The 22,442-nt window shown below is 68.6% G+C and carries 14 protein-coding genes; 2 read left to right on the forward strand and 12 right to left on the reverse strand.

Features of this window, described 5'->3' with window-relative positions; translation table 11 throughout:
• Positions 1-214: 214 nt before the first annotated feature.
• The 3 genes from BLP83_RS03365 to BLP83_RS03375 all read right to left on the reverse strand — a co-directional run bounded on the left by BLP83_RS03365 (position 215) and on the right by BLP83_RS03375 (position 6,028).
• On the reverse strand, positions 215-3,340 hold the full coding sequence (locus tag BLP83_RS03365; RefSeq protein ID WP_091238804.1) for an efflux RND transporter permease subunit: 3,126 nt from the start codon (positions 3,338-3,340) through the stop codon (positions 215-217).
• Complete coding sequence (locus BLP83_RS03370; RefSeq protein WP_091238807.1) at positions 3,337-4,392, reverse strand: efflux RND transporter periplasmic adaptor subunit; 1,056 nt, start codon at positions 4,390-4,392, stop codon at positions 3,337-3,339. Before BLP83_RS03370 ends, BLP83_RS03365 begins: the two co-directional genes overlap by 4 nt.
• 199 nt (positions 4,393-4,591) lie before the next feature.
• Positions 4,592-6,028 carry an aldehyde dehydrogenase family protein gene (locus BLP83_RS03375; protein ID WP_091239453.1) on the reverse strand — a complete coding sequence of 479 codons (1,437 nt, stop codon included), beginning with the start codon at positions 6,026-6,028 and terminating at the stop codon, positions 4,592-4,594.
• Between the two features lie 371 nt (positions 6,029-6,399).
• On the opposite strand from BLP83_RS03375, the gene BLP83_RS03380 reads away from it, so the two are divergent.
• Entirely contained in the window at positions 6,400-7,293 is an 894-nt protein-coding gene (locus BLP83_RS03380; RefSeq protein WP_091238810.1) for a lysophospholipid acyltransferase family protein, read from the forward strand.
• Positions 7,294-7,311: 18 nt separating this feature from the next.
• Here the strand turns inward: BLP83_RS03380 and lnt are convergent, their stop codons facing one another.
• The 3 genes from lnt to BLP83_RS03395 form a co-directional block, all read right to left on the reverse strand.
• The gene (gene lnt, locus BLP83_RS03385; RefSeq protein ID WP_091238812.1) at positions 7,312-9,852 is read right to left on the reverse strand and encodes an apolipoprotein N-acyltransferase; all 2,541 of its coding nucleotides are present in this window, start codon (positions 9,850-9,852) and stop codon (positions 7,312-7,314) included.
• Positions 9,853-9,984: 132 nt separating this feature from the next.
• Complete coding sequence (locus BLP83_RS03390; RefSeq protein WP_091238815.1) at positions 9,985-10,707, reverse strand: hypothetical protein; 723 nt, start codon at positions 10,705-10,707, stop codon at positions 9,985-9,987.
• Positions 10,708-10,733: 26 nt separating this feature from the next.
• Positions 10,734-11,822, reverse strand: a complete 1,089-nt coding sequence (locus BLP83_RS03395) for an SGNH/GDSL hydrolase family protein (RefSeq protein ID WP_091238818.1) — start codon at positions 11,820-11,822, stop codon at positions 10,734-10,736.
• A 417-nt stretch (positions 11,823-12,239) separates the two neighbouring features.
• Between BLP83_RS03395 and BLP83_RS03400 the strand changes: the two genes are divergently transcribed.
• Positions 12,240-12,695 (forward strand): GNAT family N-acetyltransferase, encoded by a 456-nt coding sequence (locus BLP83_RS03400; protein WP_176763991.1) that lies wholly within the window; start codon positions 12,240-12,242, stop codon positions 12,693-12,695.
• A gap of 289 nt (positions 12,696-12,984) precedes the next feature.
• On the opposite strand, the gene BLP83_RS03405 is transcribed toward BLP83_RS03400, so the two are convergent.
• From BLP83_RS03405 to BLP83_RS03430, 6 genes are all read right to left on the reverse strand, one after another.
• Positions 12,985-13,578 (reverse strand): LOG family protein, encoded by a 594-nt coding sequence (locus BLP83_RS03405; protein ID WP_091238824.1) that lies wholly within the window; start codon positions 13,576-13,578, stop codon positions 12,985-12,987.
• 508 nt (positions 13,579-14,086) lie between these two features.
• Complete coding sequence (lpdA, locus tag BLP83_RS03410; protein ID WP_091238826.1) at positions 14,087-15,520, reverse strand: dihydrolipoyl dehydrogenase; 1,434 nt, start codon at positions 15,518-15,520, stop codon at positions 14,087-14,089.
• A 169-nt stretch (positions 15,521-15,689) separates the two neighbouring features.
• Positions 15,690-16,880 carry a dihydrolipoyllysine-residue succinyltransferase gene (gene sucB / locus BLP83_RS03415; protein ID WP_091238829.1) on the reverse strand — a complete coding sequence of 397 codons (1,191 nt, stop codon included), beginning with the start codon at positions 16,878-16,880 and terminating at the stop codon, positions 15,690-15,692.
• 66 nt (positions 16,881-16,946) lie between these two features.
• Positions 16,947-19,781, reverse strand: a complete 2,835-nt coding sequence (locus tag BLP83_RS03420) for a 2-oxoglutarate dehydrogenase E1 component (protein WP_091238832.1) — start codon at positions 19,779-19,781, stop codon at positions 16,947-16,949.
• Between the two features lie 186 nt (positions 19,782-19,967).
• Complete coding sequence (locus tag BLP83_RS03425) at positions 19,968-20,765, reverse strand: enoyl-CoA hydratase-related protein (protein ID WP_091238835.1); 798 nt, start codon at positions 20,763-20,765, stop codon at positions 19,968-19,970.
• Between the two features lie 45 nt (positions 20,766-20,810).
• Positions 20,811-22,418, reverse strand: coding sequence for a carboxyl transferase domain-containing protein (locus BLP83_RS03430; RefSeq protein ID WP_091238839.1), 1,608 nt, complete (start codon positions 22,416-22,418; stop codon positions 20,811-20,813).
• Positions 22,419-22,442 lie beyond the last annotated feature (24 nt).

Consider the following 22,442-nt stretch of genomic DNA (forward strand, 5'->3'; position numbering starts at 1 on the left):
CTCGCGACAGGACTCGTCTTCGGACAGGGTGGGCCCCGGCCCACCGTAGCCCGCCCCTCGCGACGTCGCTCATCCGCCCCGGTCTGCACCCGCTTCGAGCGCGTATCGCGAGCCCACCGCGCATCGCGCAAGACCCCGGCAGAGGGTCCCGTGCCAAGGAGCGCGCACCTTCTCGCGTGCACGGTTCAGGCGCCTCGCGCCGTCCTCTTCCCCGTCAGGCCAGCGCGCTGCCGCTGTGCGCCCGCCCTGGCGGCAAGCCCTTCATGAACTGCCGGTACAGCACCGGCACCACGAACAGGGTCAGCACGCTGGAGAAGGCCAGACCCCAGACGATGGCCGAGGCCACGGGACCCCACAGCAGGCTTTCACCGGCGAAGCCCATGGCCAGCGAAAACAGGCCGGCGATGGTGGTGCCGGTGGTCATGGCGATCGCCACCACGCGCCGACGCGCGGCATAGATGGCCGCGTGCAAGGTGCGCATGCCGGCGGCGCGGCGCTGGTTGGCGGCGTCGATCAGCACGATGGCGCCGTTCACCGAGATACCGATCAGGGCGATCGCGCCGTACATGGTGTACAGCGAGACCGGATTGCCCGAGACGACCACGCCGAGCGTCACCCCGACCAGGGCCAGCGGCACGGTGACCAGGATCAGGAAGGGCTGCCAGTAGCTGCGGAACTGCGCGGCCAGGATCAGATAGATGAGGCCGATGCCCAGCAGGCTCAGCGGCCCCATGGCCGCCAGCGATTCGTTGATGTCGTCCAGCTGGCCGGAGAAGTCGAGGTCGGCGTTCGGATAGGCCGCGCGCACCGTCTCCCACTGCTCGCGCAGGGTCTGCGCCGCCGCTACCGCATTGTTCACCGACAGATCCAGATCGGCCTCCACGGTGATCGCGCGGCGGAAGTTCCAGTGCTTGGTCAGGTCGGCGCTGATGCGCGTCTCATGCATCACCAGAGTGCCCAGTACCGTCGTGCCACCGCCGGGCAGGGCGACCGGCTGCGCCAGCAGGGCTTCGATGCGGTCGAGTCGCTGCGGCCGGGCCTGGACGCGCAGCTCGACCTTCTCGCCGCGGTCGCGCAGATCGGCGACCACCTCGCCGTCGACGTGCAGGCGCACCAGTCGCGCGACTGCGGAGGGATCCAGCCCCGCCTCGCGCGCGGCCGCCACGTCCACTTCCAGCTTGAGCTCGCTGCGGCCGGGGCTGGAGTCGTCGCTGATGTCGCGGGCGCCTTCAATGCCGCCGATGATCCGCTTGACCGCCTCGGCGGCGGCTGCGAGTTCGGCGGGATCGTCCGCGCGCACCTTGACGCTGATCGCCTTGCCGGTGGGCGGGCCGCCGCTCAGCTTGAAGAAGGACATTTGCGCCGGCACCGGCGCGTTCTCGATGTCGCTGCGCATGCCCTCGATGATCTCGTCGATCAGGCGCGAGTCGTCGGTGGCGGGGTTCAGCGAGACCGCGATCTGGCCGTAGCGATCGCCGTAGACGGGCTCCACGTCGGTGAACTTGATGCCGGCCATCGACACCACCGAGCGCGCCTCGCCCTCGCGCAGATGGCGGCGCACGATCTGCTCCACGGTCAGGGTGTGGGCGATGCTCTCCTCGATCGGTGTGGTCGGCGGCAGGTCGACGTTGACATAGAACAGCCGGATCGGATCGAAGGCGAAGAAGTTGAAGCGCACCGGGCCCATGTTGAAGGCCGCCCCGAGCACGATCAGGCCCAGGGTGGCGAGGAACAGGGCGAAGGCGCCGCTCAAGTACCGCGCCGGGCGGCGCATGACGTGGATCAGTGCGCGCGTGTACTTGACCCGCAGCGCATGCGTCCAGCGCTCGCGCCAGGCCTGGCTGCGCGAACGGCTCAGCGCCTTGCTGCCCATCGCGGTGACGTGCGCGGGCAGCATCCAGAAGGCCTCGATCAAGCTCACCGCCAAGCCTACGGTGACCACGAAGGGAATGACGAACATGAACTTGCCGAGGATGCCCGGCAGCAGCATCAGCGGCAGGAAGGCGGCCATGGTGGTCGACACCGCCGCCAGCACCGGCAGGCCGACCTCGCGCAGGCTTTCCACCGCCGCCTGCACGGCCTCGGTGCCGCGCTGCATGCGGTAGTACATGGCCTCGACCACCACCACCGCATCGTCGACCAGCATGCCCAGCACGATCACGATGCCGAGCAGCACCGACACATTGAGCGAGTTGCCGGTGATGTCCAGCAGGATGAAGGTGCCGGCGATGGAGAACACCACGCCCAGCGCCACCATGGTCGAGATGCGCGAGCCGAGGAACAGCCAGCACACGCCGAGCACCAGGATCAGGCCGACCAGGGCGTTGTCCTGCATGATCGCCAGCGCGTCGCGGGTCGGGATGGACTGGTCGTCGCTCAGCACCAGCGACAGGCCGGTGCCGGCGAGCACCGCGTTCTTGCGCTCGACGTAGTCGCGCAGGCGGTCGACCAGCTCCAGCGTATTGCTGCCGCCGATCTTGGTGACCGACAGCAGCACGGCCGGCTGGCCCTCGGTGCCGACCAGCTGGCGTGGCCGCTGGCTGATCCGCCGCACTTCGGCGAGTGTGTCCAGCCGCACCGCGGCGCCGTTCGCCAGCGGCAGCTCGAAGCCGGCGAGACGCTCGACGTCGGGCACCGCACCGGCCACGCGCACCAGCCACTCGGCGTCGCTGGCATCCTGCTTGCCGGCGAAGACGTCGCGGAACCAGCCGCGCAGCGCATCCGACAGCTGTACCGCGTGGATTCCGCGCGCGGCCAGCTGCTGCGGGTCGAACTCGACGCGCAGCTCGGGGTCGCGAAAGCCCAGCGCCAGCACGCGGTCGACGCCGCTGATGCGCTCGATGTCCTCGCGCACGCTGCGCGCGGCGAAGCGCAGGTGCTCGTCGTCGGCCTGGCCGCGCAGCACCACCATCGCGGTGGGAAAGCCATTGGCCGTGGTGATCTCGAGGATGTCGGGGTCCAGCGCCTCCACCGGCAGCTCGGCATTGGCCTTGTTCTGGATCTCGCGGCGCACGTCGTTGACCCGCTTGTCGAAAGTGCGCTCGTCGATCTCGCGGAAGCGCACCAGGATGTTGCTGACGCCCTCGCGCGAGGAGCTGATCACCCAGCGCACGTCCTGGACGTTGCGCAGGGCGTCTTCCAGCGGATTGGTGATCTTGGCTTCGACGTCCTCGGCCGACGCGCCGGGCAGGGCGGTGCTGACGTTCAGCCAGTTGAAGTTGATCTCCGGGTCCTGCTCGCGCGGCATCGTCGCGTAGGCGATCGCGCCCATGACCAGCACCACCGCAAACGCGATGTTGGCCAGTGGATGGTGGGTGATGAAGCGTTCCAGCAGCCTCATGGCGCGGACACCGGCAGCGCGTCACCTTCGTTCAGGCCCTGCTGGCCCTGGCTGACGACGCGGGTGCCGGCCGGCACCTCAAGGCGGAACGGCCGACCTTCCTGGGCATCCGGGGCCGGCACGAAGCGGGCGGCCCCCGCCTGGTCGATGAAGGCACCGAGCCGTCCGCCGCGCTTGACCATCAGCTCGGCCGGCAGCAGCAGGGCGGCCGTCGTCCACTCGATCTGTCCGGTGCTGCCGGCAGGGGCGGCCTCGCCGGTGAAGGCGAAGCGCGCGAGCCGGGTGCGGGCACTGCGCTCCAGCAGGGGCGACAGCGCTTCCAGCCGCAGCGGATAGCGTCGGCCTGTCGACACGAAGGCGAAGTCGCGCCCTTCTTCGAGCCGGTTCGCGGCCTCGGGTGCAAGCTGGGCCTCGACCTCGGGTGCCGCGGTGGAGACCAGACGCAGCAGCGGCGTGCCCGGCGCTGCCAGCGCACCCACCTGGGCCTGGCGCTCCAGCACCACGCCGGCAAAGGGCGCGCGGACGCGGCATTTCTCCAGCTGTCTCGCCGCCGCATCGCGGGCGGCGCGCGCCAGATCGACATCGGCCTTTGCGGCATCGAGGCCCGTCTCCAGCGCCAGCAGTTCGTCCTCGCTGATGTGGCGCTCGGCCCGCAGGCTGCGCCCGCGCTCGGCGCGCTGGGTCGCCAGCGTCAGTCGCGCCTGCGCCGCCTTGAGCTGGGCTTCGGCCTGCTGCAGCCCCAGCCGCGCATCGCGCTCATCGAGACTGATCAGCAGCGCGCCGGTTTCGACCTCGCGACCGGCCTCGACGTGCACCGTGGCCACGGCGGCCGCGACCTCGGCGGCGATCAGCGCATCGTTCGGCGCCAGCACGGTGGCGCTGGCGCTCTGGCGATCCGGCAGGGTAAGGGCTTCGATCGGCTGCAGTTCGATGCGGTTGGGGGCGGGGGTTGCCGAGGGCGCGGCATGGGGCTGCGCGTGGGCGGCGCGCAGGATCAGCAGGACACACAGCACGCAGGCGAGCGCGGCTGCGAATCGGAGTGGAATACGCATGGGGACATCCTGTCAGGAGAGGGCGCAGCTGCGGCGGCAAGGCGAGCGCGGACCTCGCATTTCAGCACAGCAGCCCGTTGCGGGCGCGGCGTCGACTGTCGCGGATTCGTAACCCGTGCGAGTCACGCGCCGCGCGGCCGTGCTCGCCCGCGGCGGTTGCAGTTGTGGGCTGGCCGGGATGTGGATGGGGCTCTGGGCTTCAGCCGTTCCAGTCCTTCAGCACGAGCAGCCGGGTTTCGCTCATGTCTTCGATGGCCCAACGCACGCCTTCGCGACCAAGGCCGCTGGCCTTGATGCCGCCGTAGGGCATGTTGTCCATGCGGAAGCTGGGCACGTCGCCGGCGATTACGCCGCCGGCCTCCAGCTGCTCCCAGGCGCGCAAGGCGCGCTGGATGTCGCGGGTGAAGACCCCCGCCTGCAGGCCGTAGCGCGAGCTGTTGACGCGGGCGATGGCGGCGTCGAAGTCGCTGAAGGGCTCAAGGTAGGCCACCGGGCCGAAGGCTTCTTCGCGGGCCAGGCGGCAGTCGGCCGGCACGTTCTGCAGCAGGGTTGCCGCGTGCAGATTGCCGCGGCGCTCGCCGCCGGCGAGAACGCGCGCGCCGCCGGCCTTGGCTTCGCGGATCCACTCTTCAATGCGCTCGGCCGCAGCGTGATCGATCAGCGGGCCGATGAAGGTGTCTTCTTCGCGCGGATCGCCCATCTTCAGCCGCTCGACGCGGGTGATCAGCTTCTCGCGCAGGGCGGCATACAGGCTGTCGTGCACCAGGATGCGCTGCACGCTGATGCAGCTCTGGCCACTCTGGTAGTAGGCGCCGAAGACGAGGCGATCGACCACGTGCTCGAGCGCCACGCCGGGTTCGGCATCGACGATGCAGGCGGCATCGCCGCCGAGTTCCAGCGTGACCTTCTTGCGCCCGGCGCGCAGCTTGAAGTCCCAGCCGACCGCGCCGCCGGTGAACGACAGCAGCTTGAAGCGCTCGTCCTCGATCAACGGCGCGGCGTCGTCGTTGCTGCAGTTGAGGATCGAGAACGCACCCCGCGGCAGATCGGTCTCTGCGAGGATCTCGCCGATGATCAGCGCACCGATCGGCGTACGCGGCGCGGGCTTCAGCACGAAAGGGCAGCCGGCGGCGATGGCCGGCGCGACCTTGTGCGCTACCAGGTTGAGCGGAAAGTTGAAGGGCGTGATGAAGCTGCAGGGGCCGATCGGGGCATGACGGGTGAAGCCGCGGTAGCCGTTGCCGCGCGCGGAGATCTCGAGGTTCAGCGTTTCGCCGCCGATGCGCACCGATTCCTCGGCGGCGATGCGGAAGGTGTCGATCAGGCGAGTGACTTCGCCGCGGGCGTCCTTGATCGGCTTGCCGGCCTCGATGCACAGGGCCAGCGCCAGTTCGTCGGCGCGCTCGCGGAAGCGGCGCACGCAGTGTTCCAGCGCGGCCTGCCGCTGCCAGGGTTTGAAGGCGGCCATGGCCGGCGCCGCCGCATGGGCCGCGGCGATGGCGCGCTCCACGTCCTGCGCCGAAGCCAGCGGAACCCGCGCGGCCACCTCGCCGCTGAACTTGTCGAGCACCTCCAGCTGCGCGTTCGGTGCTTCCGCACGACTGCCGATGTAGTGCGGATAGTTCGGCTGCAGCATGGCCATCCTCCGTTCGCAAGAGGCCCGAGTGTAGGCCAGCGCACGGCACTGGCGCGAGGTGGTGCCTGCAGGCAGGACGTCTGCGCTGACTGGCATCGGCGCACCCCGCGTACGCAGAGTGAGCGCAGACCCCTGCTGACGGTTGCCTGCCAGCGACGGGTGCCTCGTGCGTCCAAACGGGGGGGGCTACCGGACACCGGCGCCGCAGCCGTGCACCGACAGGCGCGGGGCCGCCCCGCAGCCGCGATGCGCGCACAAGGACGGCCCTTCGGGTTCCGCTACCCTTCGGGGATGAACCGACTCCACACGCCTACCCGGGGGGCTGGTGCCGACCCGCTGCGGGGCGCAGCGATGCCCCGCGGACGATCGCGATGAAGCCCGCCCTGAAAGTGCGCCTGCTGCGCTGGCTGGCAGCTGGCGTGGCGCGCAGGACACCGCTGCAGCGCCTTGCCATGGCGCGCCGGTTGGCGCCGCTGGCGACCCTGCTCGCGTCCAAGCGCTGCGGCATCGCCCGCCGCAATCTCGGCCTGTGCTTCCCCGAGCTTCCAGAACGGGAGCGGGAGGCATTGCTGCGGGACAACCTGGCCGCCAACCTCAAGGGCCTGCTCGACGCCTGCGTGGCCTGGTATGCCGACGAGCTGCGCCTGGCCGAGAACTACGAGTTGGAGGGGCTGGAGCATCTGCGCCAGGCGCTGGCACAGGAGCGCGGGGTGGTGATCCTCGGCGCGCACTTCCACGGCAGCGAACTGCACATGCGCGCGATCCGCGAACTTGCGGGCGTGCCGGTGCGGCCGATCGTGCGCGCGTTCCGTGCGGCAGCCGTGGACGCCGAGATCAATGCTCGGCGGGGCCAGCACCTCGGCGGCGTGCTCGCGCGCAGCGACCTGCATGGCTTCTGCGCCGCCGTGCGTCGCGGTGAGGCGGTGGTCTACACGCCGGATGTCAATGTGCGCACCCGCAACACCTTCGCCCCGTTCTTTGGCGTAGCGGCCTCCACGCTGGATTCGATGCCGGCGCTGCTGCGCCGCGCCGGTGGCGTCATTGTCCCGACCTGGGCGCGGCCGTTGGCCGACGGGCGCTACGCGCTCCGCTTCGAGCCTCCGCTGTTGGACTTTCCCGGTCGCGACGGCTTGCGGGCGGCCCAGCGCTACACGGCCTGGGTCGAAGCCCGCGTGCGCACGGCGCCCGAAGCCTACGACTGGGGCGTCAAGCGCTTCAAGACGCGGCCGCCGGGCGAGGCCGACCTGTACGCGCCCCGCTCCTGAGCACGGCAACAGCTGGCCTCACAGCACGCGCAGCAGCAGCCAGAGCGGGACGCCGAGGTAATGGATCGCCCGCAGGCTCCACTCGATCCCGCGACGCAGCGCTGGCGCTGCGCTGTCCCTGCCCGATCCGCGGCCGGGCGAGGCAGGCGTGCCCGCCGCAGGGCCGGCAACGAGGCCCTGCAGCAGCAGCGAGGCCAGCGCCACCGCTTCGGCCAGCAGGCGCAAGGCTGCCGCGAACAGGCAGAGGCCCAGCACCCATGAAGCCCACCACAGCAGCAGCGCCTTGAACCAGGCGCCGAAGCCGAAGGTGAGCCACTCGCCGAAGGGGCCGCCGAAGGCGATCACCTGGTGCAGGTGGAAAGCCACCAGCGCGGGCAGCAGCGGGAACAGGCCGAGCTTGAGCCAGGCCGCGTCGAGCCAGCGGTGGCGGCCGCGCTGGCGCTGCTCGGCCCAGGCCTGCAGCAGGCTCGGGGGACCACTCTGCTGTGGCAGCGGCGCGCCCTCGCGGGCGAGCGCGGCGATGAAACCCGAGGGCGAGGGCAGGGCGAGATGGAGACTCTCGCCCGCGTGCGTGCGCAGCCTGAGGCCGGGGCCGGGCATCGGCAGGCGCCAAGTCTGGGCTGCGGCAAGTGCAGCCAGCGGCAGCTCGATGTGGCGCGTACCTGCATCGATGCTGAGCCGCCCCTCATGCAGGAAGGCGCGGCCGGAAAAGGCACGCTGCAGCGCCCCAAGTGCGAAGGCGGGCGCTGCGACCGTGAATGCGAAATGCAGCAGCGGCCTCAGCGATGCCACCTGCAGATCGTCGATCGCCAGCATCCTGAAGGCCATCCAGGCGAGCCCGAGCGCGAGCAGGCACTGAGCCTGCCACATCAAGGCGCGGGCAAAGCGGCCCAGCACGAGTACGGGCAGGCCATGAGTGGCGAGCTGCTGTTCGATCGAGGCATCGGCCGCGCGCGGACAGCGCGCCGCCAGCGTGTGCCACAGCGCATGTCCGGCAAGCAGGGCGAGGAACAGCAGGCCCGCAGGTCCCACCCAGTCGCCGAGGCGCAGCATCAGGGTCGGCGGCGGATCGTGGGCCGCGAGCTCGCCGACCAGCACCGCGGCCTCGCCCATCGCGGTGCGCGCCACGATCTCGCCGCGTGCATCGATCACCGCGCTGATGCCGTTGGTGGTGACGCGCAGCTGTGGCAGCCGGGTCTCGATGCTGCGGAAGCTGGCGACCGCGAGGTGCAGCGCGGCGCCCTGCGGCCACTGGGTGAACCAGGCGTCGTTCGACAGGCCGACGATGGCCTGCGCGCCCAGGCGTGCGCCATCGATGCCGAGCTGTGGATGCACCGCATCCAGGCAGATCAGCGGCAGCACGTTGACCTCGCGGCCGTCGGAGGTGCGCAGCGGCATCACGCGCGGGCCGTGGCCTGCCTGCCAGGTGCCGGCCCAGGGCAGGGCGCGACGCAGGGCCTCGCCGTCGAGCCAGCCCGGCACGTGTTCGGTGAGCGGGAAGGGATGCGTCTTGCGGTAGTAGCCCAGCAGGCCGCGTTCGGGGTCGAGGAAGGCGGCGGCGTTGTACTCGCCGGCGCCGTCGATGTCGTAGGTGCCGAAGACCAGCGGCACGCCTCGGCTGCGCGCATAGGCCTCGATCTCGCGATCCAGTTCGGCGCCGTCGGCGCTGCGCGGATGCCCGAAGGGCGTGGGATAAACGGTCTCCGACCACAGCAGGGCATCCGCACGCTGTTCGGCGATGGCCCGGTCCGACAGCGCGTAGTGGGTGTCGAGCACCCTGCGCACCACCGCATAGGCGCCAATCTCGCGGCGCAGCTCCTCATAGCGGGTGAGGTTCGACTGCACCATCGCCACCCGCAGACGAGCGGCTTCGGCCGGCGGATCGAGCGCAAGGTCGTGGCTGCGCCAGAGGCCGTACAGCGCGAGAGCAAGGGGCAGCGCGAGGGCCAGGATCAGCGGCTTGCGCCACGCGCGCGCCGGCCCTGTGTCGCGCGTGCGGCGCAGCGCCTCGAAGGCGGCCGCATTGACCAGCAGCAGCACGAAGCTGAGCCCGGCGGCACCCCAGAGATCGGCCGACTGGCGCAACAGCGACGAGGGCTGCAGGCCATGGCCAAGGGTGTCGCCCAGCAGCTTCGGCAGCAGTGCTTCGCTGGCGACCCAGGCGGAGGCCGCCGCAAGGGCTGTCACCACCGGACCGTGACGGCGGGCGGCAAGACTCCCCACCAGCGCATAGGCGATGCACTGCGGCTGCAGCAGCGGCGCGGCCAGCGCCAGTGCCGCCAGCGCCACCGGCAGCGGCCATCCGGTGTAGCTGGCGACAGCGGGCGCGAACCAGTACAGCGCCGCCAGCACGTAGCCGACCGACAACGCCGCGCCCAGCAGCAGTGCCTGCGCGTGGTTCCGCACGCGTTGCAGGGCCCACAGCCAGGGCACCAGCAGCACGAAGCCCAAAGGCCATGCGAGGCCGCCGCGGGCGTAGAGGCCGAGCAGCAGCGCGCTGAGTGCGATCGCCGCCAGCGCCGAAAGGGCGCCTCCAAGGCGGGTCGTGGTCGTCTTCATCGAGTGTCTGTCACGGCAGCTGGTCTGCGCTGCCAAGGTTCTCGCCCGGCGTGGCAAGCGCGTGAGGAACGGGCTGCAGGAGACGGAGCAGGCGTTCGCCGCAGGCTGCGGCGCGCGGGACGGTCCACGCGTTCAACCCTGCGGCGGCTCGGGCAGGGGCAATGGCTCGATCGGCATGCCGGGCGGTGCCATTTCCGGCGGCACCAGACGATCGTCCGGCAGCGGTTGGCCGCTGCCATCGCGCCAGTCGTGGTCGGGCGAGAACATCAGCACCGGCGGCAGCATCTCGCCCTCGTCCGTGACCTGGTAGTGGCGCACATAGCCGGGCGGCAGCACGAAGTCGTCGGGCACGACGATGCCCGGCATCAGCGGCACCGTCCCCGGAGGATTGAAGGCGCCCAGGCCCTCGTGGATACCGGCCTCGTGCAGGGCGCGGATCACCTCGGCTCCGGTGGGCACGGGGTCGCCCGGGCGGTAGTGCGCGGCGAGGTCATTGGGGTCGAGGCTGGGCAAGTCGGTGTCGTCCACGACGGGCAGGGCGGGCGGTGCTGGTGCGCGTGGCGCCGGGGCGGGCATCGCGGCGCTTGGCTTGCCAGCGGGCTCCGCCTCTGCGGTCGCGCCGGCGGGCAAAGGTGCGCTCGCCGGTGCTGGCGCGGTGCTGCCGGTTGTCGTGCCACTCGACTCAGCGCCCGGCTTGAACAGCAGCCACAGCGGCCCGGCGAGGATCGCCGCAAGCGCCAGCAGCAGCCACGCGCCTCGCTGGTAGCGTCCGCGCCGAGCCTCGATGGCGGACACGCGCAGCCCGCCCTCGCGGGCGGACTGCGGTGTGCTCGAAGGCGGCTGCGGGGACTGCATGGGCCTCGGGTTTCGCGATCGCAGGCTCAGGGTGCGACCGGGTTGTAGACCGACAGGCCCCAGCCCATGCGCTCATGACCCAGCTGGTTCCAGATCGGGCTGCGGCCGCTCGGGAAGCTGGTATAGCGCGCCGCGCCGCTGCCGGTGCTGCCGCCAAGCAGACCCGCTCTCACCGTGCCGCCGGTGAAGGTCGGATGCACATCGTCGGACTGGATGTAGTCATAGCTGGTGCTGGCCGAGACGAAGTGCGTGTTGGCATCGCGCAGGGTCGGACGCAATGCGCCCGTGATGCGGCCGACATAGCTGGCCTCGCTCTCGCCCGGCACGTAGCGCAACGCTTCCGAATCGACACGGCCGTCGCCATTGCTGTCGTAGTCCGCGCCCATGTACTGGGCGAAGCTGTCGTTGCACTGGAAGCCCTTCTGGCGCGCGTACTCGCACATCCAGTAGTTCATCGTCACCAGCGCTGGCAGGAAGCGATCGCGCAGGTTGACGGTGGCGCCGGTGTTGGGGTCGCGGCAACTGCTCTGCACGTTGTCGGCGTTGAAGCCCGGGTAGTACAGGTTGCTGATGACCTTGAGCCGGGTGTTCGGATGTGCGTTGGCATTGATGTAGTCCATTGCCGCGGCCACGTAAGTCTTGCACTGGTTCACCGCATTGGTCAGCCCGCTGTAGTTGCAGGTGCCGGTCTGCGACTTGAAGGCCGAGCGTGCCTGCAGGCCGTCGTTGCCGCACATCTCGAAGGTCACCACCCGGGTCGAGGCCGCCTGCATGTAGCTGCGCTCGGCCACGATCTTGTTCTGGTAGACGTCGGAGGCGATTGCCCCGGATTTGGCCCGACGGATGTTCTCGATGTCCGCGTTCCACTGTGCCGCCAGGTACTCGGACTGCACGGTGGGCGCCGAGTAGCGCGCAGCGTTCGTCACCGAGCCGTTGTAGCCCGCATAGATCGAGTCGCCGTAGGCGACGACCCGGTACTTGGTGCTGGTGCCGGCGCGATCGACGGTCCAGCTGACGTTTTGGTTCAGGGTGCTTCCGAAGGCGCTGGCGCTGAGCGCCAGCAGCCCGAGCGCGGGCAGGCCGCTGCGGACAAGTCCGCGGAGTCGCGTGTGCATGGTGTTCCCCTCGATGTGTGGTGTGCGACGCAGGGCTGTTCGCCCCGCTTGTGTTCACTCGACCAACGCGGCCCGGCGCCCATTGCAGGCGTTCCCCCCGAGGCCGCGCCGTACGCTAGCGTCGGGTTGCGAACAACGTCAATGAATAGACATGACGCGCTGCACGAGCCCTCGCCGAGCCCTGAGACTGCTGCACTGCCGCACGTTCTGCGACGCCGCAAACCGCTCTGCTGCCAAACCGTAGCCGCTGCGTGTTGCAGCTGAATGGCGACGCGTGACGGCCTTTGCAGCGCAGCACGTGAGCTCATGGAATGCTGCGGCTGTCGAGCCGTCTGCATACGCGACATTCCGCCGGATGGGGTGCAGCGCCGGCTCGATTGCGCGAACCTGACCCACCGGCACGGCCAAGAATCACCCATGACAGCCCCGAAGCGTCCGCATTTCACGCTACGACCGATCGACTGGGAGGAGCGCGAGCAGGCCTACGTCCTGACCCGTGAAGCCATGCGCGCCTACATCGAGCAGACGTGGGGCCCGTGGAGCGAGGCGGAGCAGCGTGAACGGCACGCACGGACCTTCAACCCCAGCGAGCAGGACTTCATCGTCCGGGGGAATGAAGTGCTGGGCCTGCGCGCCTTGCGTTGGCGCCCTACCGATTTGTTCCTCGCCCGCCTTTACCTGCGTCCGCAGGCGCAGGGGCAAGGCCTCGGCAGCGCCGTCCTCACGGATCTCCTTGCTCAGGCTCGCGCCATGGGCCGCAGCGTCGAACTTCAGGTGTTGAAAGTGAACGCCGGTGCGCAGCGCTTTTACACCCGGCACGGTTTCGAGCGGGTGGGTGAGCGCGATGAGTACTGGTTGATGCGGTCGTATTGAGTCTGGCCGCAGGGCGCGGCGCGCTGTCGCGCTTGTTCGCCTCGCCCATTCGCGCTCGGGCTTCCCGATGCGCAGAAGGGGTGTGGCTGCCTCGCCCACTGGCCTCGTGCGCTGGTTTCGTTGGGCGCGCGGACAGGGCAGGCGGCGTGGCGAGTTGCCCTGGGGGTGACCCTGCAGGATGGTGGCGAGGGTGCCGGCGCTGGCAGGCGCAAGCCGCGCCGCACAGAAGCGGCGGATTCCGATTTCGGCGATGGCGGGCCGCGCGGGGACTGACGCTGCTGTTCTGTTGTCAGCGCAGTTCCCGCCGGCGCTTCTCGTCCATCCACTTGTCGGCCTTGGCGGGCGTGTAGGCGCGCAGCCAGGCGAACAGAGCGTCGATGTCCTCGCCATGCCAGAGGTCGCGGCGCTGGTCGGGGTGCAGGAAGCGGGTCTCGACCATGCGGTCGATCATTTGCAGCAGCGGGCTATAGAAGCCGGCAACATCCAGAAAGGCGCAGGGCCGGTCGCCCAGACCGAGCTGACGCCAGGTGAGCATTTCGAACATCTCATCGAGCGTGCCGAAGCCGCCGGGCAGGGCGATGAATCCGTCTGAGAGGTCGAACATGCGCGCTTTGCGCTCGTGCATGGAGCCGACCACTTCGAGGCGAGTGAGGCCCTTGTGCGCAACTTCCCAGCGCATCAGGTGCTCGGGAATGACGCCGATGACCTCGCCACCCGCTTCGAGTACGGCGTCGGCGACGATGCCCATCAAGCCGACATTGCCGCCGCCATACACCAGGCCCATGCCTTCCGCGGCGATGCGCTTGCCGAGGCTGACGGCGGCGGCCGCGTAGCGGGGGTCGTTGCCGGCGTTGGAGCCGCAGTAGACGCAGAGGGTTTTCATTGGGAGCGGGGGTTCGGGATTGGGGATTCGGGATTCGCAGAGCGCCTGAGGGGCAGGGCGGGTGGGTGCTCGCGCGGCTACGGCGTTCGGGCGGCAGCGGAGAGATTCGGCGCTCCCTCTCCCCTTGAGAGAAGCGAAGGGGGCGCGTGTCACCTGTCCGTGGCAGTCGGCGCCCGCCTGCGCCCCAGCGGAGCGGAGGCTTCCAAGGAGAAAATTAGGAGTGTTTGCCGCGAGATTGTTCCCCCCTCTCCCTCCAGGGGAGAGGAACATCAGGAGCAGTACTGTCGTGAGTCTGGCGCGCTGCGCTCCGCCCGGACGCTCTCCCCCAAGCACACCTTCGCTATGTTCGGGCTCCCAGCAGGGTCGGCTGCCACCGGCAGCCGACACGCAGTGTTGAGCCGCTCCATGGTGAGAGGGGCTCAGGCGCGGGAGCATAGGGCGAGATTCGGGGCTTGCGCGGCCTCAACAACGAATCCCCCAATCCCCAATCCCGAATCCCAGGCGAACCTTAGTTCGCCTTGTGAATCGCCCGCTTGTCCACCGCCAGCGCGGCTTCGTGCACCGCTTCGGACAGGGTGGGGTGGGCGTGGCAGATGCGGGCCAGGTCTTCGGCGCTGCCCTTGAACTCCATGGCGACCACGCCTTCGTGCACCAGCTCGCTGACGTTGGCGCCGCAGAGGTGCATGCCAAGAATGCGGTCGGTTTCCGCGTGGGCGATCACCTTGACCATGCCGGCGGTCTCGTTCATCGCCACGGCGCGGCCGATGGCGGCGAAGGGGAAGGTGCCGACCTTGTAGGGCACGCCGGCGTCCTTGAGTTCCTTCTCGGTCTTGCCGACCCAGGCGATCTCCGGCTCGGTGTAGATCACCCAGGGCACGGTATTGAAGTCCACGTGGCCGGGCAGGCCGGCGATCATTTCAGCCACGGCGATGCCTTCCTCGCTGGCCTTGTGGGCGAGCATGGGGCCGCGCACGCAGTCGCCGATCGCCCAGACGCCGTCGACGCCGGTGTGGCAGTGGTCGTCGACCTGCACCATGCCACGCTCGGTCAGCTTGACGCCGCAGTCCTCGGACAGAAGACCTGCGGTGGCGGCACGACGGCCGACCGCGACCAGCAGCTTGTCGACGACCAGCTGGTGGTCTTCCTTGCCGTCGTTGTAGGTCAGGTGCACTTCGCCCTTCTTGACCTCGGCCTTCGAGACCTTGCAGCCCAGCTTGATGTCGAGGCCCTGCTTCTTGAACTCGCGTTGCGCGGCCTTGGCGATGTCGGCATCGGCCGCGGCCAGGAAGTCGGGCAGAGCTTCGAGGATGGTGACCTCGGCGCCGAGGCGCTTCCACACGCTGCCCATTTCGAGACCGATCACGCCGGCGCCGATCACGCCGAGGCGCTTCGGGGTTTCCTCGAAATCGAGCACGCCGACGTTGTCGACGATGTGCTTGCCATCGAACTTGGCAAACGGCAGTTCGATCGAGGTCGAGCCGGAGGCGAGGATGACGTTGGTGGCCTTCAGCTCGACGTCGTTGCCGTCGTGCGCCTTGACCTTGACCACGTTGCCGGCATGCAGGGTGCCGAAGCCGTGGAAGGCGGTGACCTTGTTGGCCTTGAACAGGCTGGCGACGCCGCCGTTGAACTGTTTGACGATCTTGTCCTTGCGGCCGACCATCGTCTTGACGTCGATCTTCGCGTTGTCGGCGCTGATGCCGTGGTCCGCGAACATGTGGGTCAGGTTGTGGAACTGGCGCGAGGAATCGAGCATCGCCTTCGACGGGATGCAGCCCACGTTCAAGCAGGTGCCGCCGAGCGCGAGCTTGCCGTCGGCCTTGCCCTTGGTGGCATCGACGCAGGCGACCTTCATGCCCAGCTGCGCGGCGCGGATCGCGGCCACGTAGCCGCCGGGGCCACCGCCGATGACGACGACATCGAATTGCTGCTGCTCGCTCATTTCATTTGCTCACAAGGGATTCGGGATTGGGGATTCGGGATTCGCTACAAGCAGGTTGGCGCAAGGTTGAAGCCTGCAGGTTCTGCCTTCATTGCGATTCGGTTGGGGAACGCGAGTTTTTGCGAATCCCGAATCCCGAATCCCGAATCCCGTCGGATGCTGCTGGGCCTTACAGGCCGAGCAGCATCCGATGCGGATTCTCCAGCTGGTTCTTGATGTCGACCAGGAACAGCACCGCGTCCTTGCCGTCGATGATGCGGTGGTCGTAGCTGAGCGCGATGTACATCATCGGTGCGATCACCACCTGGCCGTTCTCGGCGATCGGGCGCTCCTTGATGGCGTGCATGCCGAGGATGGCCGACTGCGGCGGGTTGACGATCGGCGTCGACATCAGCGAGCCGAAGGTGCCGCCGTTGGTGATGGTGAAGGTGCCGCCCTGCAGGTCTTCCAGGCCCAGCTTGCCGTCGCGCGCCTTCTTGGCGTAGCCGGCGATGGCGGCCTCGACGTCAGCGAAGCCCATCGACTCGACATTGCGCAGCACCGGGGTGACCAGGCCCTTGTCGGTGGCGACCGCCACCGAGATGTCGGCGTAGCCGTGATAGATGATGTCGTTGCCGTCGACCGAGGCATTGATGATCGGGTGGCGCTGCAGCGCATTCGCCGCGGCCTTGGCGAAGAAGCTCATGAAGCCGAGCTTGATGCCGTGGGTCTTCTCGAAGCTCTCGCCCATGGCCTTGCGCATCTTCATGACCTCGCCGAGGTTGACCTCGTTGAACGAGGTCAGCATGGCGATCGAGTTCTTCGACTGCATCAGGCGCTCGGCGATGCGGGTGCGGATGCGGGTCATCGGCACGCGCTGTTCGGGGCGGGCGCCGCCGGCCGCAGTGACGCCGGCCTTGTTCAGATGGTTGACCAGGTCTTCCTTGGTCACGCGGCCGCCGCGGCCGCTGCCCTCGACGTCCTTCGGGTCGATGCCTTCCTGCGTGGCCACGCGGCGGCCGGCGGGCGACAGATCGCTGACGTCGGCGCTCTTGGCGGCCGGCTTGGCTTCGGCCTTCTCGGCCTTCGGCGCCTCAGCCTTGGCTTCGGTCTTTTTCTCTTCGGTCTTGGCCGGCGCGGCCGCGCCTTCCTCGATGATCGCGATGACCTGCTGGCTGGTGACAGTGTCACCAGCCTGGAACTTGATTTCCTTGATCACGCCGTCGGCGGTGGCCGGCACTTCCAGCACGACCTTGTCGGTTTCCAGGTCCACCAGGTTCTCGTCGCGCTTGACCGCGTCACCGGCCTTCTTGTGCCAGGTGGCGATGACGGCGTCGCTGACCGATTCGGGCAGCACAGGAACTTTGACTTCGATGCTCATGGCGGATCCTTGAGGCGAATGCGTTGGATGTGGCGTATCGGATGTCGCGAAGAAGGCTGCAGCAGATTATTCGGGCAGATGCTCGTCGCCGCCCAGCTTGCCGACGAGCGCGTCCTCGACCAGCTTGGCCTGCTCCTTGGCGTGGGTGGCGTAGTGGCCGCAGGCGGGGGCCGCCGAGCGTGCACGGCCGGCATAGCTCAGGTGCTGACCGGACTGCAGGCAGAAGCGCAGGTGGTGCTGGATCTGGTACCAGGCGCCCTGGTTCTGCGGCTCTTCCTGGCACCAGACCACGTCCTTGGCCTTGGCGAAGCGCTTCAGCTCGTGGGTCAGCAGTTCGCGCGGGAAGGGATAGAGCTGCTCGACGCGAACGATGGCGACGTCCTTCAGGCCGCGCTTCTCGTGTTCTTCGAGCAGGTCGTAATAGACCTTGCCCGAGCACACCACCACGCGTGAGGCCTTCTTGGCGTCCTTGACGAGGCCGTCGGGGATCAGGTTCTGGAAGCCGCCGGAGGCCAGATCTTCCAGCGTCGATACCGACAGCTTGTGGCGCAGCATGGACTTCGGCGTCATCACCACCAGCGGCTTGCGCGCGCGGCGCTTCATCTGGCGGCGAATCATATGGAACATCTGCGCCGGGGTGGTCGGTGCGCAGACCTGGATGTTGTTCAGCGCGCACAGCTGCAGGAATCGCTCCAGGCGCGCCGAGCTGTGCTCCGGGCCCTGGCCTTCGTAGCCGTGCGGCAGGAACAGGGCCAGCCCGCAGAGGCGACCCCACTTGGCCTCGCCCGAGCTGATGAACTGGTCGATCACCACCTGCGCGCCGTTGGCGAAGTCGCCGAACTGGCCTTCCCAGATGGTCAGCGTGGTCGGGTCGGCGGTGGCGAAGCCGTATTCGAAGGCCATCACCGCTTCTTCGCTCAGCAGCGAGTCGATGATGGTGACGTGCTGCGGATTCTTCACCAGCTCGCGCAGCGGCAGGTAAGTCTCGCCAGTGTTCTGGTCGTGCAGGGCCGCGTGGCGATGGAAGAAGGTGCCACGGTTGGCATCTTGGCCGACCAGACGCAGCTTGTAGCCTTCCTCCAGCAGGGTGGCGTAGGCCAGGTTCTCGGCGAAGCCCCAGTCCATGGCCAGCTCGCCGGCTGCCATCTTCAGGCGATCCTCGTAGATCTTGGCGACGCGCGGATGCAGCTTGAGGCCCTCCGGCAGGGTGTTGATCTTCTTGGCCAGCTTGTCGAGCGACTTGCGCAGCACGCCGGTCTCAGCCGGGTCCGACAACTCGCCATTGATGTACGGCGTCCAGTCGGTGGCGAACTTGTCGACCACGCCGGCGGCCAGCTCGACGGCATTGCCGTTCTTGTCCAGCAGGTCGCGATAGTTGTCGACGAGCGCCTTGGCCTCGTCGGCGCTGATCACGCCGTCGGAGACCAGTGCATCGGCATACAGCTCGCGGGTCGACTTGCGGCTGCGGATGTTCTGGTACATGAGCGGCTGCGTCGCCGCCGGCTCGTCGGCTTCGTTGTGGCCGTGGCGGCGGTAGCAGATCAGGTCGATCACCACGTCCTTGTTGAAACGCTGGCGGAAGTCGAAGGCCAGCTGGGCGCAGAACACCACGGCTTCCGGATCGTCGCCGTTCACGTGCAGGATCGGCGCGCCCACCATCTTGGCGACGTCGGTGCAGTACAGGGTAGAACGCGCGTCATCGATGCGATGGGTGGTGAAGCCGACCTGGTTGTTGATCACCACGTGCACGGTGCCGCCGACCGCGAAGCCGCGGGCCTGCGACATCTGCAGCAGCTCCATCACCACGCCCTGGCCGGCAAACGCGGCATCGCCGTGGATCAGCACCGGAATCACCTGCTTGCGCTCGGCGTCCTCGCGGCGGGTCTGGCGGGCGCGCACGCTGCCGGCGATCACCGGGTCAATGATCTCCAGATGCGAGGGGTTGAAACCGAGCGTCAGGTGGATCGAGCCCTTCTCGGTGCGCACGTCCGAGGAGAAGCCCATGTGGTACTTCACGTCGCCGGAGCGGGTGGCGTCGACCGGGCCTTCGTGCTTGCCTTCGAATTCGGCGAACAACTGATGCGGGGGCTTGCCGAGCGTGTTGATCAGCACGTTGAGGCGGCCGCGATGGGCCATGCCGATGACCATTTCCTTGACGTCGGCGCCGCCGGCGCGGTGGACCAGGTCGTCCATCAGCGGGATCAGGCTTTCGCCGCCTTCCAGCGAGAAGCGCTTCTGGCCGACGTACTTGGTGTGCAGGTAGCGCTCCAGGCCTTCGGCCTGGGTCAGCTTGGCCAGCACGCGCTTGCGGCGATCCGGCGCGAACTGGAAGTGGTCGCCGACGGCTTCGAGGCGCTCGTACATCCAGCGGCGCTGCTCGGCTTCGGCGATGTGCATGAACTCGGCGCCGATCGAGCCGCAGTAGGTGGCTTTCAGATGCGCCATCAGGTCGGCCAGCTTCATCCGCGCCGGGCCGGACGGCATGCCGGTGTTGAATTCGGTGTTGAGGTCGTCTTTCGACAGGCCATGGAAGGCGAGGTCGAGATCCGGCGCGGCCTGCTTGGCGGCCATGCCCAGCGGATCGAGATTGGCGCCGAGGTGACCGCGCGAGCGGTAGGCGGTCACCATCTTCAGCACCGCCGCCTGCTTCTGCGAGTCGGTGTCGGCGGCGACAATCACGCCACGCCCCGCTTCGCGGGCGGCGCGCATGATGTCGGCCATCACCAGTGAATGCGGCACATCGCCGGACTCGCGCCCTTTCAACTCGCCGAAGTACTTGCGCCACTCCGGCGAGACCGCAGCGGGATCCGCCAGCCAGGTCTCGTACAGGTCTTCGACGAAGGCGGCGTTGCCGCCGGCGATATGGGACGACTGGCTGAACTGCTTGATCAGACTGCTCACGATGACCTGGCCGGTGTGCGCGAAGGGGAGGCGATGCGGACCTTGGGCGCGGGCAGGGAAAGGCCTGCCTGGGCGCTTTCAGGGACTCCAAAGTATAAACCGGGTTAAACGCCGCTCAGACGGATACCTTCGTCGGAGGGGCGATGCCGGCATGCGAGGTTCAGCTTTGCAGGACCCATGCCGCGCTCAGTGCTCCAGCCAGCCGGCTGGTCGGCGCTCGAAAAAGGCCTTGAGGCCTTCCTGACCTTCATCGGACACGCGCAGCGCGGCGATCAGGTCGGCGTTAGCCTCGTCGAGCGCGCGCCGGTGCTTGCCATCGGGGTGCTGGATGCGCTGGACCAGACGCTTGGCCTCGAGCACAGCGACCGGGCCGGCGGTCTTGAGGCGCTCGACTTCGGCGTCGACAGCCGCATCGAGTTCAGCCGCCGGCACCACGGCGTGTACCAGGCCGATACGCGCGGCTTCGGCAGCGTCGAACACCTGGGCGGTGAGGAAGAGGCGCCGGGCTTGGCGGGCGCCGATGGCATCGATCACATAGGGCGAGATCACCGCCGGCACCAGGCCGAGGCGGGTTTCAGTCAGCCCGAAACGCGCCTCAATCGAGGCAATCGCGATGTCGCAGCAGGCGACCAGGCCGACGCCACCGCCGAGCGCGGCGCCGTTGACGCGGGCAATCGTCGGCTTGTCCAGGTGGTTCAGCACCCGCATGAGCTTGGCCAGCTGGCGTGCGTCCTTGCGGTTCTCCTTTTCGGAAGCCTGCGCCATCCGCTTCATCCAGTTCAGATCGGCGCCGGCCGAGAACGAAGCGCCGGCGCCGGTCAGCACGACCACGCGGACAGCCTCGTCCTCTTCGATCGCGCGCAGGGCGTCGATGAGTTCGTCGATCAGCAGGTCATCGAAGGCGTTGTGGATTTTCGGGCGGTCGAGCGTGAGCGTGGCGACACCGGCCACGGTGCGCACGTTGAGAGGGGATTCGCTGGCCATGGGAGTTCCTGGTGAGGGCAGGGCAGGCACGCTGCCCCGGCCCGGTTACATGCGGAAGACGCCGTAGCGCGGCGGCTCGATCGGGGCGTTCAGGCTGGCGGCAAGGCCCAGGCCCAGCACGCGGCGGGTGTCGGCGGGGTCGATCACGCCGTCGTCCCACAGGCGTGCGGTGGCGTAGTAGGGGTGGCCCTGGCGCTCGTACTGCTCGCGGATCGGCGCCTTGAAGGCCTCTTCGTCCTCGGCACTCCACTGCTTGCCGGCGCCCTCGATGCCGTCACGGCGCACGGTGGCCAGCACGCTGGCGGCCTGCTCGCCACCCATGACTGAAATCCGCGCATTCGGCCAGGTCCAGAGAAAGCGCGCGCCGTAGGCGCGTCCGCACATCGCGTAGTTGCCCGCGCCGAAGCTGCCACCGATGACGATGGTGAACTTCGGCACCGACGAGCAGGCGACCGCCGTGACCATCTTGGCGCCGTCTTTGGCGATGCCGGCGTTCTCGTACTTCTTGCCGACCATGAAGCCGGTGATGTTCTGCAGGAACACCAGCGGGATGCCGCGCTGGTTGCAGAGCTCGATGAAGTGCGCGCCCTTCAGCGCCGACTCCGAGAACAGGATGCCGTTGTTGGCGACGATGCCGACCGGCATGCCATAGACGTGGGCGAAGCCGCAGACCAGGGTCTTGCCGTAGCGGGCCTTGAACTCCTGGAACTCCGAGCCGTCGACCAGGCGCGCGATCACTTCGCGGATGTCGAAGGGCCTGCGGGTGTCTCGCGGCACCACGCCGTAGAGTTCCTCGGTGGCGTACTTCGGCTCACGCGCGGGCTGCAGCGCGACGGGCGGCAGCTTGCTGCGGTTCAGGTGCTTCAGGATGTCTCGGGCGATCTGCAGGGCGTGGCGGTCGTTCTCGGCGAAGTGGTCGGCCACACCCGAGACGCTGGTATGCACTTCGGCGCCGCCGAGCGATTCGGCATCCACGACTTCGCCGGTCGCCGCCTTCACCAGCGGCGGGCCGCCCAGGAAAATCGTGCCCTGCTCCTTGACGATGATCGACTCGTCGCACATCGCCGGCACATAGGCACCACCGGCCGTGCAGCTGCCCATCACCACCGCGATCTGCGGGATGTTCTCGGCCGAGAGTCGGGCCTGGTTGTAGAAGATCCGGCCGAAGTGCTCCTTGTCGGGAAACACCTCGTCCTGCAGCGGCAGGAACGCGCCGCCCGAGTCGACCAGATAGACGCAGGGCAGGCGGTTCTCGCGGGCGATCTCCTGCGCGCGCAGGTGCTTCTTGACCGTCATCGGGAAGTAGGTGCCGCCCTTCACCGTGGCGTCGTTGGCCAGCACCATGACCTCGTCGCCGTGCACGCGACCGATGCCGGCGACAAGCCCGGCGCCGGGCGCCTGGTCCTCGTACATGCCGTGCGCGGCCTGGGGCGCGATCTCGAGAAAAGGCGAGCCCGGATCGAGCAGGGCATCGACCCGCTCGCGCGGCAGCAACTTGCCGCGGGCCACGTGCTTCTCGCGGGCCTTGTCGCCGCCGCCCAGCGCGACGCGATCAAGCTGGGCGCGCAGGTCGGCGACCAGGGCTTTCAGGTGGGCGGCATTGTCCGCGAATTCGGGCGAGCGCGGATCGATCTGTGAGTGCAGAACAGGCATCGGGGGCGAAGGTCCTGGGCGTTC

The organism is Aquimonas voraii (assembly GCF_900101825.1).
Lineage (GTDB): Bacteria > Pseudomonadota > Gammaproteobacteria > Xanthomonadales > Xanthomonadaceae > Aquimonas > Aquimonas voraii.

Excerpts from the sequence above, each read along its gene's own strand:
- BLP83_RS03365 (WP_091238804.1), bottom strand. The coding sequence starts at position 3,340 with ATGAGGCTGCTGGAACGCTTCATCACCCACCATCCACTGGCCAACATC.
- BLP83_RS03370 (WP_091238807.1), bottom strand. The coding sequence starts at position 4,392 with ATGCGTATTCCACTCCGATTCGCAGCCGCGCTCGCCTGCGTGCTGTGT.
- BLP83_RS03375 (WP_091239453.1), bottom strand. The coding sequence starts at position 6,028 with ATGCTGCAGCCGAACTATCCGCACTACATCGGCAGTCGTGCGGAAGCA.
- BLP83_RS03380 (WP_091238810.1), top strand. The coding sequence starts at position 6,400 with ATGAAGCCCGCCCTGAAAGTGCGCCTGCTGCGCTGGCTGGCAGCTGGC.
- lnt (WP_091238812.1), bottom strand. The coding sequence starts at position 9,852 with ATGAAGACGACCACGACCCGCCTTGGAGGCGCCCTTTCGGCGCTGGCG.
- BLP83_RS03390 (WP_091238815.1), bottom strand. The coding sequence starts at position 10,707 with ATGCAGTCCCCGCAGCCGCCTTCGAGCACACCGCAGTCCGCCCGCGAG.
- BLP83_RS03395 (WP_091238818.1), bottom strand. The coding sequence starts at position 11,822 with ATGCACACGCGACTCCGCGGACTTGTCCGCAGCGGCCTGCCCGCGCTC.
- BLP83_RS03400 (WP_176763991.1), top strand. The coding sequence starts at position 12,240 with ATGACAGCCCCGAAGCGTCCGCATTTCACGCTACGACCGATCGACTGG.
- BLP83_RS03405 (WP_091238824.1), bottom strand. The coding sequence starts at position 13,578 with ATGAAAACCCTCTGCGTCTACTGCGGCTCCAACGCCGGCAACGACCCC.
- lpdA (WP_091238826.1), bottom strand. The coding sequence starts at position 15,520 with ATGAGCGAGCAGCAGCAATTCGATGTCGTCGTCATCGGCGGTGGCCCC.
- sucB (WP_091238829.1), bottom strand. The coding sequence starts at position 16,880 with ATGAGCATCGAAGTCAAAGTTCCTGTGCTGCCCGAATCGGTCAGCGAC.
- BLP83_RS03425 (WP_091238835.1), bottom strand. The coding sequence starts at position 20,765 with ATGGCCAGCGAATCCCCTCTCAACGTGCGCACCGTGGCCGGTGTCGCC.
- BLP83_RS03430 (WP_091238839.1), bottom strand. The coding sequence starts at position 22,418 with ATGCCTGTTCTGCACTCACAGATCGATCCGCGCTCGCCCGAATTCGCG.